Genomic DNA, 16,255 nt, shown 5'->3' on the forward strand with positions numbered 1-16,255 from the left:
GACGCCGGCCGCCTACCGCTCAGTCGCGCAGGCGGTTGAACCGCCCCTGGTGGTACAGCAGCGGACCGCCCACACCCGAGGAGTCCCCGAGCTCGACCTCCGCCAGGACGATCCGGTGGTCCCCTGCCGGTACCCGCGCCACGACCCGGCACACCAGCCAGGCGAGCACGTCGTCGAGGACCGGAACTTCCTCGGGGCCCTTACTCCAACGGGTGGGCGAGCCGAACCGGTCGGCCCCGCTCAGCGCGAAGGTGGCCGCGAGGTCCTGCTGGTGCGCACCGAGCACGTGGACGCCGACGTGGGTGCACTCGGCGATGGCGGGCCAGCTGGACGCGCCGGTGCCGATCCCGAAGGAGACCACCGGGGGCTCGGCCGACACGGAGGTGAGCGAGGTGGCGGTGAATCCGACGGGCCCGGCCGGACCGGCGGCCGTGATCACGGCCACTCCGGCCGCGTGCCGCCGGAAGACCGACCGCAGCAGGTCGGGAGAGGCCGGCCGCGCGGTGCCGAGGGCGGGCACGAACGACATGGAGCCGTCCTTCTGCGAGGGCTGGTGCGGAAGACCTCCCGCCCGGGCCGGGCCGGGGGCGGCGAGGGGTCCTTGGCTGCTCAACGGCCCGGACGGTCCGTGTGCGGGGTGGGCGCGGCTTCCGCGGACGGGCGCTCGTCGACAAGGGGTTCCGGGGGCATACGGTCAGGCTGACGATAGGTGGTGCGCGCAGTCAAGTGCGTACGGGGTTCTGCGAGATGACTCACCATGATCGTCCCGTTCGGACGGCCTCGCCCAGCGCGGCGATGACATCCGCCTTGCGCGGCTGCCCCGCGGCCCGCCGCACGATCCGGCCGTCCGCGTCGAGGACGAGCACGGTCGGCGTCTTGAGGATGCCGAGATCGCGCACGAGGTCGAGGCGGTCCTCCGCGTCGATCTCCACATGGAAGACGCCGGGCACCATGCCGGCCACCTCGCCGAGCACCCGCCGGGTCGCCCGGCAGGGCGAGCAGAACGCGCTGGAGAACTGCACCAGCGTGGCCCGTGGACCCAGCTCCTCCCCCAACTCCGCCGCACCCAGCAGCCTGCCGCCGTCGCGCCCGCCCACCGCCACCGTCCCGCTCTCCCTCCGTACGCCCTCGTCCCCTGCACCAGCGTTCGGGCGACCCCGAAGATTCCCGGCGCCGGCCGCGGACCGGCACGCGGCGTCCGGGACCGCGGGCGGGCGGCCCGCCGTTCAACCCCGCGGCCGGCCGATCCACCCCACGGGCGGGCCCGCGGCGGCGTTTCCCCGTACGGCGTTCGGGTACTGCCTGGGGTGCGAGATGTACCTGCTCGCGCGGTGCGTCACGATGCATACGACGTAAAGGAAGATTAAAAGCCCGAGGTGGATCAGGTGGGCGACGTGACAAGGATCTCGCCGTTCCACGGCACCAGGACTGGCCACCCGTCCGTTCTTCGGGCACGATCTGCGCAATGCCGTAAACCTACGGCTGCGTAACTTTCCCGCCGGGAGACCCCTTCCCAGGCAGAGAGAAGGGTCCACTCCGTCCATGGCAGAGCTTGTCTACCGTCCCGTCGTCGCCTTCGCCCAGACCCTGTTCAAGGCCTGGGACCTCAAGATCGACTGTCAGGGATCGGAGAACATTCCGCGCTCGGGCGGCGCCGTGCTGGTCAGCAACCACATCAGCTACCTGGACTTCATCTTCGACGGCCTGGCCGCCCTGCCGCAGAAGCGCCTGGTGCGCTTCATGGCGAAGGAGTCCGTGTTCCGCCACCGGATCTCCGGTCCGCTGATGCGCGGCATGAAGCACATCCCCGTGGACCGCAAGCAGGGCGAGACGGCCTACCAGCACGCGCTGGAGTCGTTGCGCTCCGGTGAGATCGTCGGCGTCTTCCCCGAGGCGACCATCTCCCAGTCGTTCACCCTGAAGAGCTTCAAGTCGGGCGCCGCACGCATGGCCCAGGAGGCCGGTGTGCCGCTGGTCCCGATGGCTCTGTGGGGTACGCAGCGCCTGTGGACGAAGGGGCACCCGCGCAACTTCAAGCGCAGCCACACCCCCATCACCATCCGGGTCGGCGAGCCGGTGGAGGCGCCGCAGGACCAGTACGCGGGCGCCATCACCCGGCGGCTGCGCGAGCGGGTCCAGGAACTGCTGGAGGCCGCACAGCGCGCCTACCCGGTGCGACCCAAGGGTCCGGACGACACCTGGTGGCTGCCCGCCCATCTCGGCGGCAGCGCGCCGACTCCGGAAGAGGTGCGCGCGGCCGAGGCACGCTGAGCGCCCTCCCGTCCGCACCGCGCGCCCCGGCTCAGCGCGGGGCGTGCACCGTGATGCGCGCCCCGGGGCTGAACTTCTCGAGCAGTTCGGCGAGTTCGGCTCCGGCGCGCTCGACGTCCGCGACGGGCATCGGCGCGAGGCTCTCCAGCAGGAAGAGCGCCGCGGTGGATTCCTCCGTGAGCCGTGTACGGGGCCCCTGGCGCCAGTTCCACCGCCGGCAGGTGACACCGGCGTCGTCGCGCCACACCACCTCGCCGGCCTCGGGGTGTTCGACGACCTGCTCGCCGCCCGCGACCGTCACGAACTCCTCCTCGCCTCGGGCGCGGACGAGGCGCATCGCCCCCTGGATGCGGTCGGTGTCCTCGCCGCCGACGGGAATCAGGTGGGCCACGCTGATCGCGTTGTAGACGTCCACGAGCACGTTGATCCGCGGGAGGCCCGCGCCGGTGAGGGCGCGCCGGGCCAGCGCCTCGGCGGAGTTGCGGGTCCGGGAGGGCTTGGAACCGAACGCCGTGTACGTCGCGCGCCAGGCCGCCATGTGCGGGTCCTCGTGCGGAGCCCGGCCCCCCAGACGCTGCGCGAGCCGGTGCGCGGCGTCGTCCAGGAGGGCCGACGTGGCATCGCTGCTCGGCCCGTTCACCAGCCCGTCCGCCTCGACGGCGACCTGGGTGAAGCCGGGCGCGAGCGCGCGGACCTCGTCGGACACGGTGAGCGTGAGGGTCATCGTCTGCCTCGCCTCGGGGTGTGCGGATGGGAGGCGTCTCCCACGGGGACGGCCGGTCGACGGCGGAGCGGACGGCGAGTGCGGCCGGGTGCCGTTCAGCCTACCGCACCACAGGGTCCAGCCCATTGGACTCTTCGGGGCGGCTTCCCCTGTTTCCCTCGCCCACCGGACGTACGGGCACAGGGACTGCGGACTGCGGACTGCGGGAGGGCAGAGCGAAGCGGTCATCCGGGAGTCCGTGGACTCCCGGATGACCGCCTGATGCCGTGCGGGGCGGAGGGCTGCCCTGCTAGCGCTGGGCCATCTCCTCCTTGAGCGCGGCGACGAAGCCGTCGACGTCGTCCTCCGAGGTGTCGAAGGCGCACATCCAGCGGACGTCGCCCGCGGCCTCGTCCCAGAAGTAGAAGCGGTAGCGCTTCTGGAGCCGCTCGGTCACGTCGTGCGGCAGCCGCGCGAAGACCGCGTTGGCCTGCACGGGGTGGAGGATCTCCACGCCGTGCACCGCGCGGACTCCCTCGGCGAGCCGCTGCGCCATCTCGTTGGCGTGCCGGGCGTTGCGCAGCCACAGGTCCTTGGCGAGCAGCGCTTCGAGCTGCACCGAGACGAAGCGCATCTTCGAGGCGAGCTGCATCGACAGCTTGCGCAGGTGCTTCATGTGACGGACGGCGTCCTGGTTGATGACGACGACCGCCTCGCCGAACAGCGCGCCGTTCTTCGTGCCGCCGAGCGAGAGGATGTCCACTCCGACCGCGTTGGTGAAGGTGCGCATGGGCACGTCCAGCGACGCGGCCGCGTTGGATATCCGGGACCCGTCCAGGTGCACCCGCATCCCGTGCCCGTGGGCGTGCTCGCAGATCGCGCGGATCTCCTCGGGCGTGTACAGCGTGCCCAGTTCGGTGCTCTGGGTGATCGAGACGACCTGCGGCATGGCGCGGTGCTCGTCGTCCCAGCCGTACGCCTGCCGGTCGATGAGGTCGGGGGTGAGCTTGCCGTCCGGGGTGGGCACGGTGAGCAGTTTGAGGCCGCCCATGCGCTCGGGGGCGCCGCCCTCGTCGACGTTGATGTGCGCGCTCTCCGCGCAGATCACCGCGCCCCAGCGGTCGGTGACCGCCTGGAGGGCGACCACGTTCGCGCCGGTGCCGTTGAAGACGGGGAAGGCCTCCGCACCCGCGCCGAAGTGGCTGCGGACGACGCCTTGGAGATTCTCCGTGTAGTCGTCCTCGCCGTACGCGACCTGGTGCCCGCCATTGGCCAGGGCCAGGGCGGCGAGCACCTCGGGGTGGGCCCCCGCGTAGTTGTCGCTGGCGAAGCCGCGGACGGCCGGGTCGTGATGGCGCCGGGCGTCGGTCTTCGGAGGGTTCACGGCTTCTCGGTCAGCCACAGACGGTTTCCGTTCACTTCACCGGCGGGCCGGTCCCAGACGTCGACGATGGACTCGGCGAGATCCTTGACGTCCGTGAAGCCCGCGAACTTCGCGTTCGGTCGCTCGGCGCGCATCGCGTCGTGCACCAACGCCTTCACCACCAGGATGGCAGCAGCGGAGGTGGCGCCGTCGGCTCCCTCGGCGATCCCGGCCTTGCGGAAGTAGTCGGCCATGGCCAGGGTCCACGCCTCGGCCGCGGCCTTGGCGGCGGAGTAGGCGGCGTTCCCGGCGGTCGGCTTGCTGGCGCCGGCGGCGCTGATCAGCACGTACCGGCCGCGCTCGCTCTTCTGCAGCGCCTCGTGGAAGGCGAGGGTGGTGTGCTGCACGGTACGGATGAGCAGCAGTTCGAGCAGGTCCCAGTCGTCCAGGACGGTCTTGGTGAAGGTCTCGCTGCCGCGCCAGCCGCCGACGAGGTGGACCAGGCCGTCCACGTGGCCGAAGTCCTTCTCGATGCGCTCGGCCCAGTCCCGGGTGGACTGCAGGTCGAGCAGGTCGACGGTGTCGCCGACGACGGTGGAGCCGCCGTGCGCGTAGCGGGCCGCGTCGACGGCCTCCGCCAGCCGCTCCGGGTCGTTGTCCGCGCCGATGACGGTCGCGCCCGCCTCGGCGAGCCGCAGCAGCGCCGCGCGGCCGGCGGGTCCACCCGCTCCGGCCACCGCGATCACCGCACCGCTGAGAGCCCCGTTCCCCATGGTCTTCGCCTCCTGAGCAATGATCTCGGTACCGCGGTCGGTCACGCGGCGATCCGCTCGGAGTCCGCCGCCGTGATGCCCTTGGTGGAGGCGATCACGTTCTTCAGCTTCTTGGCGAGCGCCTCATAGAACATGCTCAGGGGAAACTCGTCCGGAAGCACGTCGTCCACCAGTTTGCGCGGCGGCAGGGACAGGTCGAGGGCGTCCGGGCCCTTGGCCCAGCGCGACCCGGGGTGCGGGGCGAGGTAGGTGGAGACGAGCTCGTAGGCCTTGAACCAGTGGACCAGCTTGGGGCGGTCGATGCCGGCCCGGTACAGGTCCTCGATCTCCCCGCACAGCTCGTTGGTGACCTGGGGGGCGCGCTGCCAGTCGATGTGCAGCTTGTTGTCGGTCCAGCGGACGACGTCGTGCTTGTGCAGGTAGGCGAAGAGGAGCTGGCCGCCCAGACCGTCGTAGTTGCGGACGCGGTCGCCGGTGACGGGGAAGCGGAACATCCGGTCGAACAGCACCGCGTACTGCACGTCACGGCCGTGCGCGTTGCCCTCGGCCTCCAGCTTCACGGCCTCCTTGAAGGCGGTGAGGTCGCAGCGCAGCTCCTCCAGGCCGTACATCCAGAACGGCTGGCGCTGCTTGATCATGAAGGGGTCGAAGGGCAGGTCCCCGTGGCTGTGGGTGCGGTCGTGGACCATGTCCCACAGGACGAAGGCCTGCTCGCAGCGCGCCTGGTCGTCGACCATCGCGGCGATGTCCTCGGGCAGTTCCAGGCCCAGGGTGTCCACGGCGGCGTGGGTGACGGCCCGGAAGCGCGCGGCCTCGCGGTCGCAGAAGATGCCGCCCCAGGAGAAGCGCTCGGGGGCCTCGCGGACCGCGATGGTCTCCGGGAAGAGCACCGCCGAGTTCGTGTCGTAGCCCGCGGTGAAGTCCTCGAAGGTGATGCCGCAGAACAGCGGGTTGTCGTACCGCGTGCGCTCCAGCTCGGCCAGCCAGTCGGGCCACACCATGCGCAGGACGACCGCCTCGAAGTTGCGGTCCGGGTTGCCGTTCTGCGTGTACATGGGGAAGACGACCAGGTGCTGCAGGCCGTCCTCGCGACGGGCCGCGGGCTGGAAGGCCAGCAGCGAGTCCAGGAAGTCCGGCACGCGGTAGCCGGTGTCGGCCCAGCGGCGCAGGTCCTTCACCAGGGCCTCGTGGTAGGCCGCGTCGTGCGGCAGCAGCGGCGAGAGGCGCTCGACGGCGTCTATCGCGCGGCGGACCGCGAGGTCGACGTCGGAGGCGTCCGGGGCGCCGTCGGCCTCGAAGTCGATGGAGCCGTCCTTCGACTGCCAGGGCCGGATCTCCTCGACGGCATCCTTGAGCACGGGCCATGCCGGGTGCTCCACCACCCTGGCAACGGGAGGAATCCGATCCTCCGTACCCACCTGCACAAGCATTTCCGTCATGTCCCACCCTCCACAGGAGAACCTCGCGTATGCACACCGTATGTATACGAGGTTCCTTCCCGCAAGAGGGGATCCGAGAGATTATCCTGCGCACCCTCTCGTTCACCGCTCTTTTTCCTGTCGGAGGGAGTGAAGACGGTGACATGGGGTAGGCGACGCCGGGCAAGCCACCGAAGCCCCTCTCCGCACCCGCGCGCGGACCGTCCGGGCGGGGTCGCTCCGGAAGCCAACTCCGCCGCAGAACAAGGGAATCGGGGGACGCGGCGCCGAGAAGCGCGGCCCGCACGAGGCCGTCGCGGCACCCCGACCCGGCGCGCTCGCGGAACGTGGGCTTCGCCACGGCGGACTCCCCGCCGCCCGGTGTCCCGCGCGGCGGCGCGGGGCGGATCCTCCCCGTGCGACATCCTCTTTGCCCGGCGTAGGAGCGGGTACATCGCACCCCCGGGCCGTTAGGCTGCGGCCCTGCCGCGTGGCCGGCTCCGCCGCACCCACGCGCGAGCCGAGCCGCCGTCGACGGAAGCGAGTCGCGTCTTGAACTTCCTCACCATCGGTCACCGCGGAGTGATGGGCGTCGAGCCCGAGAACACCCTCCGGTCCTTCACCGCCGCGCAGAACGCCGGCCTCGACGTGATCGAACTCGACCTGCATCTGAGCAAGGACGGCGCTCTCGTCGTCATGCACGACGCCGACGTGGACCGTACGACGGACGGTTCGGGGCCGGTCGCGGAGAAGACCCTCGCGGAGCTGCGCGCCCTGGACGCCGGGCGCGGCGAGCGCGTTCCGGTCTTCGAGGAGGTCCTGGACGCCGTCTCCTGCCCGTTGCAGGCCGAGATCAAGGACGTCGCGGCGGCCCGGGCGCTCGCCGAGGTCATGCACCGGCGCGACCTGGTGGGCCGGGTGGAGGTGTCGTCGTTCCACGACGAGGCGGTCGCCGAGATCTCCCGGCTGGTCCCGGGCGTCCGCACCGCGCTCATCGCCGGCCGGTTCGGCGTGGACGTCGTGGAGCGCGCGGTGGAGGTCGGTGCGGAGTCGGTGTGCCTCGACATCCGCCGGCTGACCCTGGAGGTCGTCGAGAAGGCGCGCGAGGCGGAACTCAGGATCATCGGCTGGGTCGTGAACACCCAGGACCACCTGCGACTGGTGCGTGCGCTGGAGCTGGACGGCGCGACGACCGACTACCCCGAGATCAAACGCACCGGCCGCTTCACCGCGTGACCCGCGGCCGGTGACGCACGGGCCCGCCGCACCGGCCGGGCCCGGTGCGTGCCGCGACGGTCCGGCCGGCGGTCGGGACGTTCGCGACCCGCCCTAGCCGAGCGGCTTGACCAGCAGCTCGAAGCGCAGGTCGTCGCGCTGCGGGATGCCGAAACGCTCGTCGCCGTACGGGAAGGGCGTCATCCGTCCCGTACGGCGGTAGCCGCGGCGCTCGTACCAGGCGATGAGGTCCTCGCGTACCGATATGACGGTCATGTGCATCGCGTCGACGCCCCAGGTCGCGCGGACGGCACGCTCCGCCTCGGCGATGATCATCTTGCCGAGACCGCCGCCCTGGAGAGCCGGGCTGACCGCGAACATGCCGAAATAGGCGTGGTCACCGCGGTGCTCCAGCTGGCAGCAGGCGACGACCGCGCCGTCCCGCTCGACCGTCAGCAGCCGGCTGCCGGGGGCCGTGATGACGGCACGGACGCCCTCGGGGTCGATCCGCTGTCCCTCCAGGATGTCGGCCTCCGTGGTCCAGCCGGCGCGGCTGGCGTCGCCTCGGTACGCCGACTCGATCAGCGCGACCAGGACGTCCACGTCGGCGTCCTCGGCGTCGCGGAAGGTCAGGCCGGTGGCGGCGGTCTCCATGGAGCGGTTCTCCGTTCGGTGGCGCGGCTCGTGCACGCCCGAGCGTAACCCGCGCCTATGATGCCGCCGCATGGTGCATGTACTGAGCAGCCGCATCCTCCTGCGCCCCACCGACCCGGAGCGGTCCCGCGCCTTCTACGGCGGCACCCTCGGTCTGGCCGTCTACCGCGAGTTCGGTACGGGGCCCGAGCGCGGCACCGTGTACTTCCTCGGCGGCGGCTTCCTGGAGGTCGCCGGCCGGTCCGCGGCACCCCCCTCCCCCGCCCTGAAGCTGTGGCTCCAGGTGGCGGACGTGGCCGCCGTCCACACGGAGCTGGTGGCCGCCGGTGTCGAGGTGGCGCGTGCGCCGGTGCGCGAGCCGTGGGGCCTGATCGAGATGTGGATCGCGGACCCGGACGGGACGGAGATCGTGCTGGTGGAGACACCGGCCGACCATCCACTGCGCTACCGGCCCTGAGCGGGCACCCGGGCCCGCGAGCACGGCGCGGGCCCGGCACGTGGCGCGCCGTCAGCCCCGCCGCAGACCGGGGCCCGGCGAGCCGGGCCGGCGAATCGCCCGGGAGGAAGGCCGGTTCACCTTGCCGCCGAGCCCCGGCGACGGCTCAGGCGGCCATCTCCCGGACGATCGGCCAGCGAAGGACGCCGCCGCCTCGGCCGGCTCGTGTCCCGCGCCCGTGAACCGGACGCGGGCGGCCCGGCGGTCACCGGTGTCTTCGCGGCGTCGACGAGCCGCCCGGTCGCCGCCCCACCGATCCCTGCCCGTACCCGCGGCAACAGCAACAGCGGCAGCGGCAGCGGCAGCGGCAGCGGCAGCGGCAGCGGCAGCGGCAGCGGCAGCGGCAGCGGTCAAGCCGACCAGGGCCCGGCGCAGGGAGCAACGACCGGGCCGGTCATCGGCGCGCCGGGCGGCTGCGCTCCCCCGCCCTCGACGATCGGCAGCGCCGGGGCCGCCCGGCAGACGCCCCGGCAGCGACGCACCTCCCGCGCTCCCCCGCGTACACCCTTGCGCTCGCTTGCGCCCCTCTCCCCCGGGGCATGCCCTGACCGACCGGGCGTCGCATGTCGGATGCGCGGCGCCGTACGTCGGGCGCCGTCGAGCGGGGAGGCTCCACGGTGTACGAACCGGCTTCGCCCGGATGGCTGCTGGTCGCGCTGTGCGCGGCCACCGGGGCCTACTGCCTGCTGCGCCTGCGCAGCCCCGTCGCGGAACAGCGGCGCAGCGCCGGCGCCGAGGCGCTGATGGGGTTCGGGATGGCCGCGATGGCCGTGCCCGCGGCGGTGGTGACCCCGCCCCGCTGGGCGTGGTTCGTCTATCTGGCGGTGTTCGGCGCGGCGGCCCTGCGGGGTCTGCGGACCGCCCGCACGAGTCCGCACCGGATGCACCACCTGATGGGCGCGGTCGCGATGGCCTACATGTCCGCGGTGATGTCGCTGTCGCCGGGCCATCACGGACACGGCCACGGCGGAGCCGGGGTGCCGGTCCTCACCGCGGCTCTCCTCCTCTACTTCACCGGTTACGTGCTGAGGGCGGGCGCCCGCCTGCTCCCGGCGACCGTCCCGGCCGGCCGGCCCGTGGCGGCGGACCACGGTGCCGGGCCCGGCACCGGCACCGGCACCGGCACCGGCACCAGAGGGCGGGCGGGGCGGCGCTCCGTCGGATGGGGGGACCGGCCCGAACTCTCGCAGGCCTGCCGCCTGTCGATGGGGATCGCCATGCTGGCCATGCTGCTCACCCTGTGACGGGCCGGCGCCCGCGCCCCGGAGGCCGCCACGAAGCCCGTGGCGTACGTCACTTGCCGTCGCGGACCGTATCCAGCGGAGACGCCCCGCTCATAGGCTTCCGCCCATGATGGTCCCCGCGGCACTGCTGCTGCTCGGCGCCCTGGTCGCCGTGGTCGCCCCGCGGCTGCTCGCCCGGGCGGACTGGCCGGACCGGGAGCCGGTGGTCGCCCTGTGGGTGTGGCAGTGCGTGGTGGCGGCGGTGCTGCTGTGCTGCGCGTTGTCGATGACCCTCTCCGCGGCCGCCGCCTGGGCCGCCGTGCGCGGCCACGTCTTCGACGGCGCACCGGCACCCGTCGTGGACGCCTACGCGCCGGGCGTCGGCAGCGCCTGGGCCGCGACCACGGCGGTCACGCTCGCCTGCGGGGGCGCCTGGACGGTGGCGATGCTGGCCCGGGAGGTCTTCCGGGCACGCCGTCGGCGCCACCGCAGCCGCCGTGAACTGCTGGTGCGGGCCCCGCTGCTGCCCGGCGAGGAGCCCGGCGCGGACCGGCTCGTCGTCCTGGAGGGGGACCGCCCCGACGCCTGGTGGCTGCCCGGCGCGGCGCCCCAACTGATCATCACCACCGGCGCGTTGCGGCGCCTGAAGGGGCGCCGGCTCGACGCCGTGCTCGCCCACGAGCAGGGGCACGCACGGGCCCGCCACGACTGGCTGCTGCACTGTTCGGGCGCGTTGGCCAACGGCTTCCCCCAGGTGCCGGTGTTCGCCGCGTTCCGGGCCGAGATGCACCGCCTGGTGGAACTTGCGGCGGACGATGTGGCGTCACGGCGTTTCGGCCGGCTGACGATCGCGCTGGCCCTGGTCGAACTCAACGAGGACCGAGGGGTGTTCGGACCGTGCCCGACCCCGGGCGCGCAGGTCCCCGAGCGCGTGGACCGGCTGCTCACCCCGCGGCACCGGCTCACGGCCACGCGCCGGCTCCAGCTGACGGCGGCGGCCGCCCTGGTGCCGGTGGTCCCGGTCCTGGTGGCGTTCGTCCCGGGCCTGCGGGCCCTGGCCTAGCCCGACGACGACCGCCGGCCGACGGCACCCTGCGGGAAGGCCCGTCTTCCGGCGCACGGCGGCGGGAGACGGGACGACGCCCGGCGTGCGCCCCGGGGTAGGCCGGCCGCGGGGGCGCACCGGGCGGCGGGATCGTCGCAGCGACAATCCCGCCCCTCACCGCCATCCCCGTGAGCGGTGGGTGCCGAGGCCCTCTTGACCGGGGAGTTCGACCGCCGAAGGATTCACCCCATGACCGTCGAGGCCGTGCTGTTCGACTTCTCCGGGACGCTCTTCCGTGTCGAGCCGACCGAGTCCTGGCTGCGTGCCGTGCTCGCCGAGGCGGGACACGACCTGCCCGAGGAGGAGGTGGTGCGCACGGCTCGGGAACTGGAGTCCGCGGGCGCCCTGCCCGGCGGCGCCAAGCCGGCGAGGCCGGTCCCGGCGGACCTGCACGCCGTGTGGGCGGCCCGCGACCGGAGCGCCGCGGAACACCGGCGGGCGTACACCGGTCTCTCCCGGCGGGTGCCCCTGCCCGACCCGGCCCTGCACGACGCGCTGTACCGGCGCCACATGACACCCGCGGCCTGGAGCCCCTACGCCGACGCCGCCGACGTGCTCGGCGCCCTGCGCGAGCGCGGGGTCCCGGTCGGCGTCGTCAGCAACATCGGCTGGGATCTGCGGCCCGTGTTCCGGGCCCACGGCCTCGACCGCCACGTGGACACCTACGTGCTGTCGTACGAGCAGGGCATCCAGAAGCCGGACCCCCGGCTGTTCGCGATCGCCTGCTCCGCGCTCGGCGCCGCCCCCGAGGACACGCTGATGGTCGGCGACGACCCGCGGGCCGATGGCGGGGCCGCGGCGCTGGGCTGCTCGGTGCACCTCGTCGGCCACCGGCCCGTCGCGGACCGACCGGACGCGCTGCGGGCCGTGCTCGACCTGACCGGCGGCCCGGTCGGCCCGTCTCAGCCCAGATAGCCTTCGACCTGCTCCGACGACCGCGGCTGAACCTCGTCCGGGTTCTCGCCGAACTCGGCCTTCGCACGCCGTCGGCGCAGCAGATCCCAGCACTGGTCGAGTTCGCGCTCCAGCTCCGCGAGGCGCGCCTGTTCCGTGGGGCCGTCGATCTCCCCGGCCGCCACGGCGTCGCGCAACCGCCGCTCGTCGTCCACCATCGCCGTGATCCTGGTCAGGATCTGTTCTTGATCCATGTCCCTGTGCCTCCTCCGGCCTCCAGGCCACTCTATGGAGGACACGGGACCTCGGCGAACGATGCGGGCGCCCGAGCGGCGCCGCCGTGCGGTTCGTGCCGGCGCCCGACGGACTGCGCCTACCGCAGGAGATCGTTCCCGCACCTGATCGGCCGACGACGGTCAAGCTTGCGCCACATCGGGTCAAACACCTCGCCATGTGGCAGACGCGACTAGGTTGGCGCCTCCATCGCACGTGTCACGAGGTTCTCTTGAAGACAGCACTCTGGATCCTGCTCGCCGGGCTGCTCACGTACGTGAGCGGCGCCGCCCTCCACAACGCCGCGCTCAGCCGGGACAGGGAATCCCTGGCCGGCAACGTGCTGCTGAGCCTGTCCACGGGCTGGTACACGGTCGGCAGCTGGCGTCGGGTCCTGATCCGCACGCGCGGCGACTCCGCGCCGGAGGCTCGGGCGCGGGCGGACGAGGAGGCAGACCAGGAGGCGCTCCGGGAAGTGGGCCCGTGAGGCACCGCCGACCCGGCGCAGCCAAGCTGCCGCGTCCCACCTGAGGCGATCCCCCGCGTCGCCCCAGGTGGACGGCAGCCCGGAGGCGGCCCGCGGAGGGCTCGGTCCGGACGCGTTGAGTATAGTTGGCTGGCAGCCAGTCAACGCAGGAGTTACAGCATGTCCCCGCGAAGCGCCTCGGTCAATGAAGAGTTGCGGCGGCGTTCCCGGGAACGGCTGCTGCAGGCCGCGGTGGAGCTGGTGAGCGAGCGGGGCTACGACGCGACGACCCTCGGGGACATCGCGGACCGGGCGGGATCGGCCCGCGGTCTGGTGTCCTACTACTTCCCGGGCAAGCGGCAGCTCGTGCAGTCCGCCGTGCACCGGCTGATGCACCGCACCCTCCAGGAGGCGCTCGACCGCGAGCCGCGCAGCGAGGACGGCAGGGAGCGGATGGCGCGCGCCATCGACGCCATCCTGGGACTCGCCCGCGACCAGCCGGTGCTCATGCGCCAGCACATGGCGGGGCTGCTCCAGGCCGAGGGATTCGTCCAGTGCCCGGAGCAGCGGCACCTCTCCGAACTGCTCGGCGCGACCGTCGCCGCGTACGGCTCGACACAGGTCACGGCCGACTACCCGATGCTGCGCGCCCTGCTCATGGGCGCGGTGTACGCCGCGCTCGTGCCGGGCGTGCCGATGAAGGTCCCGGTCCTGCGCGCCGAACTGTTCGCACGGTACGCGCTGGAATGGGAGCTGGGGGTACCACCCGACACCGACCCCTCGCCCGACGCGGGCCCCGACCGAGGCTCCCAGGACCCGCACGGCGCCCGGCGAGCGGATCTCTCCCGCTTCTTCGAGACCGGACCTGCGCCGGCGGACGACCAGCCGCAGCGGCCCGACGCGGCGGGTCGCTGAGGCCGGCCCGGACGTCCCGACGAGCCCCGCGCCGGACACGCCGGTCCCGGCGGGAACAACGCGCCCACGACGGGACCGGCACCGCCGCCGGGCCCACCGCCCGCGTCCGCCGAGGAGCGCCCGGCAGCCCCGTCGCCCTCCGCCCGGGTCAGCGACGGGCGTGACGAGGCGTCAGCAGGCCCGCGTCCCGGGCCCCGGCGATCAGCCGCAGCGACGTGCGGCGGCTGTGCCCGGTCGCGTCCATGACGGCGAGCACGGGGTCGGCGCCCTCCTCCTGCGCGGTGCGGTACTCGTCGGCCACGAGCCGCCGGCCCTCGGCGCCGCAGGGCCAGGCCGGCCGGGCCCGGCGGGCCGCCCGTCCACCGCCCTGGCCGTCGTCCGCGCCGAGCCTGCGCCCGCACGCCTCGAACAGCGGCTCCTCCACCCAGTCGGCGACCGCCGCGAGATCCTCCAGCGACAGGGGCGGCTCCGCCCGCACGTCCTCGACCGACAGGCCGGCCTCCGACAGCACGGCGAGCAGGTCGACCCGGGCGCCGTCACCGAAGGCCAGCCGGACATGGAACCAGGAGGTGGCGGCCCCGTCCTGACGGACCTGCCAGGCGGGCCACACCGACACCGTGCCGTCCGTACGGCAGCGGTCGGACAGATTAAGGAACGATGCTTCTAGCACATACGGAACGTAACCGCATCATCACATTCCATACGAACGGACACGCGCGCCGCCGGCCGGTGCAGCACCCTGTCAGCGGAGCACCCCGGGTGCGATCCTGGAAGGGCCAGCGCTCTCACGTCCGCGATCTTCCGGTCCCTCGGGTGAGGAGTACCGCCGTGCTGCATGTCGCCGTGGTCGGCTCGGGGCCCAGCGGGGTCTACAGCGCGCAGGAACTCGTCCGGCGCGACGGTCCGCCCGACGTCCGGGTCGACGTCCTGGACCGGCTGCCGTGCCCCTACGGCCTGGTGCGCTACGGGGTGGCGCCCGACCACGAGAAGATCAAGTCCCTCCAGGACAACCTGCGGACGGTGCTGGAGGACGAGCGGGTGCGGTTCCTCGGTGGAGTGCAGATCGGCCCCGGCGGGGTACCGGTCGCCCGCCTGCGGGAGATGTACCACGCGGTCGTGTACTGCGTCGGCGCGGCCACCGACCGCCGTCTCGGCATCCCCGGCGAGGACCTGCCGGGCAGTTGGTCGGCGACCGCGTTCGTGTCCTGGTACAGCGCGCACCCCGACGCGGCGGCCGGCTCCTTCGTGCGCGGGGCGCGGTCGGCCGTCGTCATCGGGGTGGGCAACGTCGCCGTGGACGTGACCCGCATCCTGGCGCGGGGAGCGCACGAGCTCAGCGCCACCGACATGCCCGAGGCGGCGCTCGCCGCCCTCGGGGCCAGTCGGATCACCGACATCAGCATGGTCGGCCGGCGCGGCCCCTCGCAGGCCCGGTTCACCACCAAGGAGCTGCGCGAACTGGGTGCGCTGCCCGACGTCGAGGTCGTCGTGGACCCCTCCGAACCGGCCCTGGATCCGGCATGGCTCGACCCCTCCGGCCTGCCCGCCGCGCGGCGCCGGAACGTGGAGGTGCTGCGGGGCTGGGCGGACGCGCCGCCCCTCGGCCGGGCCCGGCGCATCCGCCCGCGCTTCTTCCTCCGTCCCGTCGAGATCCTCCCGGACGGCGGGCGGGTGGGCGCCGTGCGCTTCGAGCGGACGGCACCGGACGGGGCGGGCGGGGTCACCGGAACGGGGCGGTTCGAGGAGATCCCGGCGGATCTGGTGCTGCGTTCCGTGGGCTACCGGGGGACGCCGCTCGACGGACTGCCCTTCGACCCGGTCCTCGGCACGGTTCCGAACCTGGCCGGGCGGGTCGTGCGGGACGGCGCCGTCGTCCCGGGCGCGTACGTGGCGGGCTGGATCAAGCGCGGCCCGACCGGGGTCATCGGGTCCAACCGGCCGTGCGCCAAGGAGACGGTGGCCTCGCTGCTCGAGGACGCTCCCGTCCTGCTGCGCCGCCGGATCGCCGCGGACCCGCTGGACGCCCTGCGGGCGGCCGGCGTGCGGCCCGTCGCGTGGTCGGGGTGGCAGGCGATCGAGCGGGCGGAGTCCGACCTCGGCGCGCGGCTCGGTCGGCGCCGGGTCAAACTGCCGGACTGGGACGCGCTGTGGGCCGCGGCGCGGGCGGACCGGTCTCCGGGACCGGAGCGGCCGTCGTCCGCCCCGTAGAGGCCCGCCGGCCTGCGGGAGCGGGGCGGAGTTCCGGCGGCTCGCCCGACCGCTCGCAGGCTGCGGGCTGCGGGCTGCCCGACAGGTTCCCCGATCGGCGCGCCCCGCCGTCGAGGGGAGGCACGACGGCCGGCCGGGCGCGCAGGTTCGGTTCCCTTCGCGAGGGCGCAGTCGGTGGAGGGGCGAGGGCCTTGGAGGATCACCGCCTCTCGGTACCGGGCCCCGGGCCGAGCAGCGGGAGGCGGGGCCGTTCACCAGGACACACACCGGCAACAGTC

At 73.4% G+C, this 16,255-nt stretch carries 18 protein-coding genes; 9 read left to right on the forward strand and 9 right to left on the reverse strand.

Annotated elements, in window-relative coordinates; all coding sequences use genetic code 11:
* Positions 1 to 19: 19 nt before the first annotated feature.
* Together ACGFS9_RS04525 and ACGFS9_RS04530 are read right to left on the reverse strand one after the other, a co-directional pair.
* On the reverse strand, positions 20 to 529 hold the full coding sequence (locus ACGFS9_RS04525) for a flavin reductase family protein (RefSeq protein WP_393251260.1): 510 nt from the start codon (positions 527 to 529) through the stop codon (positions 20 to 22).
* A 223-nt stretch (positions 530 to 752) separates the two neighbouring features.
* Positions 753 to 1,103 carry a TlpA family protein disulfide reductase gene (locus ACGFS9_RS04530; RefSeq protein WP_393250798.1) on the reverse strand — a complete coding sequence of 117 codons (351 nt, stop codon included), beginning with the start codon at positions 1,101 to 1,103 and terminating at the stop codon, positions 753 to 755.
* Positions 1,104 to 1,542: 439 nt separating this feature from the next.
* Between ACGFS9_RS04530 and ACGFS9_RS04535 the strand changes: the two genes are divergently transcribed.
* Complete coding sequence (locus ACGFS9_RS04535) at positions 1,543 to 2,271, forward strand: lysophospholipid acyltransferase family protein (protein WP_393250800.1); 729 nt, start codon at positions 1,543 to 1,545, stop codon at positions 2,269 to 2,271.
* Between the two features lie 31 nt (positions 2,272 to 2,302).
* Here ACGFS9_RS04535 and ACGFS9_RS04540 read toward each other — a convergent pair whose 3' ends face one another.
* From ACGFS9_RS04540 to ACGFS9_RS04555, 4 genes are all read right to left on the reverse strand, one after another.
* Positions 2,303 to 2,995: a B3/4 domain-containing protein gene (locus ACGFS9_RS04540; protein WP_393250802.1), complete on the reverse strand. Its 693-nt coding sequence runs from the start codon at positions 2,993 to 2,995 to the stop codon at positions 2,303 to 2,305.
* 289 nt (positions 2,996 to 3,284) lie between these two features.
* Positions 3,285 to 4,358: a threonine aldolase family protein gene (locus ACGFS9_RS04545; RefSeq protein WP_393250804.1), complete on the reverse strand. Its 1,074-nt coding sequence runs from the start codon at positions 4,356 to 4,358 to the stop codon at positions 3,285 to 3,287.
* Positions 4,355 to 5,110 carry an SDR family NAD(P)-dependent oxidoreductase gene (locus ACGFS9_RS04550; protein WP_393251261.1) on the reverse strand — a complete coding sequence of 252 codons (756 nt, stop codon included), beginning with the start codon at positions 5,108 to 5,110 and terminating at the stop codon, positions 4,355 to 4,357. Before ACGFS9_RS04550 ends, ACGFS9_RS04545 begins: the two co-directional genes overlap by 4 nt.
* A gap of 41 nt (positions 5,111 to 5,151) precedes the next feature.
* Positions 5,152 to 6,549, reverse strand: a complete 1,398-nt coding sequence (locus ACGFS9_RS04555; RefSeq protein WP_393250806.1) for a DUF6421 family protein — start codon at positions 6,547 to 6,549, stop codon at positions 5,152 to 5,154.
* 531 nt (positions 6,550 to 7,080) lie between these two features.
* On the opposite strand from ACGFS9_RS04555, the gene ACGFS9_RS04560 reads away from it, so the two are divergent.
* Positions 7,081 to 7,764 (forward strand): glycerophosphodiester phosphodiesterase, encoded by a 684-nt coding sequence (locus ACGFS9_RS04560; protein ID WP_393250808.1) that lies wholly within the window; start codon positions 7,081 to 7,083, stop codon positions 7,762 to 7,764.
* A gap of 93 nt (positions 7,765 to 7,857) precedes the next feature.
* Here ACGFS9_RS04560 and ACGFS9_RS04565 read toward each other — a convergent pair whose 3' ends face one another.
* Positions 7,858 to 8,397 (reverse strand): GNAT family N-acetyltransferase, encoded by a 540-nt coding sequence (locus tag ACGFS9_RS04565; RefSeq protein ID WP_393251262.1) that lies wholly within the window; start codon positions 8,395 to 8,397, stop codon positions 7,858 to 7,860.
* 70 nt (positions 8,398 to 8,467) lie between these two features.
* On the opposite strand from ACGFS9_RS04565, the gene ACGFS9_RS04570 reads away from it, so the two are divergent.
* The 4 genes from ACGFS9_RS04570 (at position 8,468) to ACGFS9_RS04585 (ending at position 12,136) form a co-directional block, all read left to right on the forward strand.
* Positions 8,468 to 8,854: a VOC family protein gene (locus ACGFS9_RS04570; RefSeq protein WP_393250810.1), complete on the forward strand. Its 387-nt coding sequence runs from the start codon at positions 8,468 to 8,470 to the stop codon at positions 8,852 to 8,854.
* Positions 8,855 to 9,510: 656 nt separating this feature from the next.
* Entirely contained in the window at positions 9,511 to 10,137 is a 627-nt protein-coding gene (locus ACGFS9_RS04575) for a DUF5134 domain-containing protein (protein ID WP_393250812.1), read from the forward strand.
* A gap of 106 nt (positions 10,138 to 10,243) precedes the next feature.
* Entirely contained in the window at positions 10,244 to 11,179 is a 936-nt protein-coding gene (locus ACGFS9_RS04580; RefSeq protein ID WP_393250814.1) for a M56 family metallopeptidase, read from the forward strand.
* Positions 11,180 to 11,410: 231 nt separating this feature from the next.
* Positions 11,411 to 12,136 (forward strand): HAD family hydrolase, encoded by a 726-nt coding sequence (locus tag ACGFS9_RS04585; RefSeq protein WP_393250816.1) that lies wholly within the window; start codon positions 11,411 to 11,413, stop codon positions 12,134 to 12,136.
* Here ACGFS9_RS04585 and ACGFS9_RS04590 read toward each other — a convergent pair.
* Positions 12,124 to 12,369: a DUF2630 family protein gene (locus ACGFS9_RS04590; RefSeq protein ID WP_393250818.1), complete on the reverse strand. Its 246-nt coding sequence runs from the start codon at positions 12,367 to 12,369 to the stop codon at positions 12,124 to 12,126. The two genes, ACGFS9_RS04585 and ACGFS9_RS04590, sit on opposite strands and share 13 nt — an antisense overlap.
* Positions 12,370 to 12,620: 251 nt before the next feature.
* Between ACGFS9_RS04590 and ACGFS9_RS04595 the strand changes: the two genes are divergently transcribed.
* Both ACGFS9_RS04595 and ACGFS9_RS04600 read left to right on the forward strand, forming a co-directional pair.
* Positions 12,621 to 12,875, forward strand: coding sequence for a hypothetical protein (locus ACGFS9_RS04595; RefSeq protein WP_393250820.1), 255 nt, complete (start codon positions 12,621 to 12,623; stop codon positions 12,873 to 12,875).
* A gap of 159 nt (positions 12,876 to 13,034) precedes the next feature.
* Positions 13,035 to 13,769 carry a TetR/AcrR family transcriptional regulator gene (locus ACGFS9_RS04600; protein WP_393250822.1) on the forward strand — a complete coding sequence of 245 codons (735 nt, stop codon included), beginning with the start codon at positions 13,035 to 13,037 and terminating at the stop codon, positions 13,767 to 13,769.
* 148 nt (positions 13,770 to 13,917) lie between these two features.
* Here the strand turns inward: ACGFS9_RS04600 and ACGFS9_RS04605 are convergent, their stop codons facing one another.
* Positions 13,918 to 14,385 carry a DUF6214 family protein gene (locus ACGFS9_RS04605; RefSeq protein WP_393251263.1) on the reverse strand — a complete coding sequence of 156 codons (468 nt, stop codon included), beginning with the start codon at positions 14,383 to 14,385 and terminating at the stop codon, positions 13,918 to 13,920.
* Positions 14,386 to 14,597: 212 nt separating this feature from the next.
* On the opposite strand from ACGFS9_RS04605, the gene ACGFS9_RS04610 reads away from it, so the two are divergent.
* A complete protein-coding gene (locus ACGFS9_RS04610; RefSeq protein ID WP_393250824.1) occupies positions 14,598 to 15,977 on the forward strand; it encodes an FAD-dependent oxidoreductase in 1,380 nt (459 codons plus the stop codon).
* The last annotated feature ends 278 nt before the right edge of the window (positions 15,978 to 16,255 follow it).

Origin of the sequence: Streptomyces sp. NPDC048566, assembly GCF_043199735.1 — a bacterium.
GTDB lineage: Bacteria > Actinomycetota > Actinomycetes > Streptomycetales > Streptomycetaceae > Streptomyces.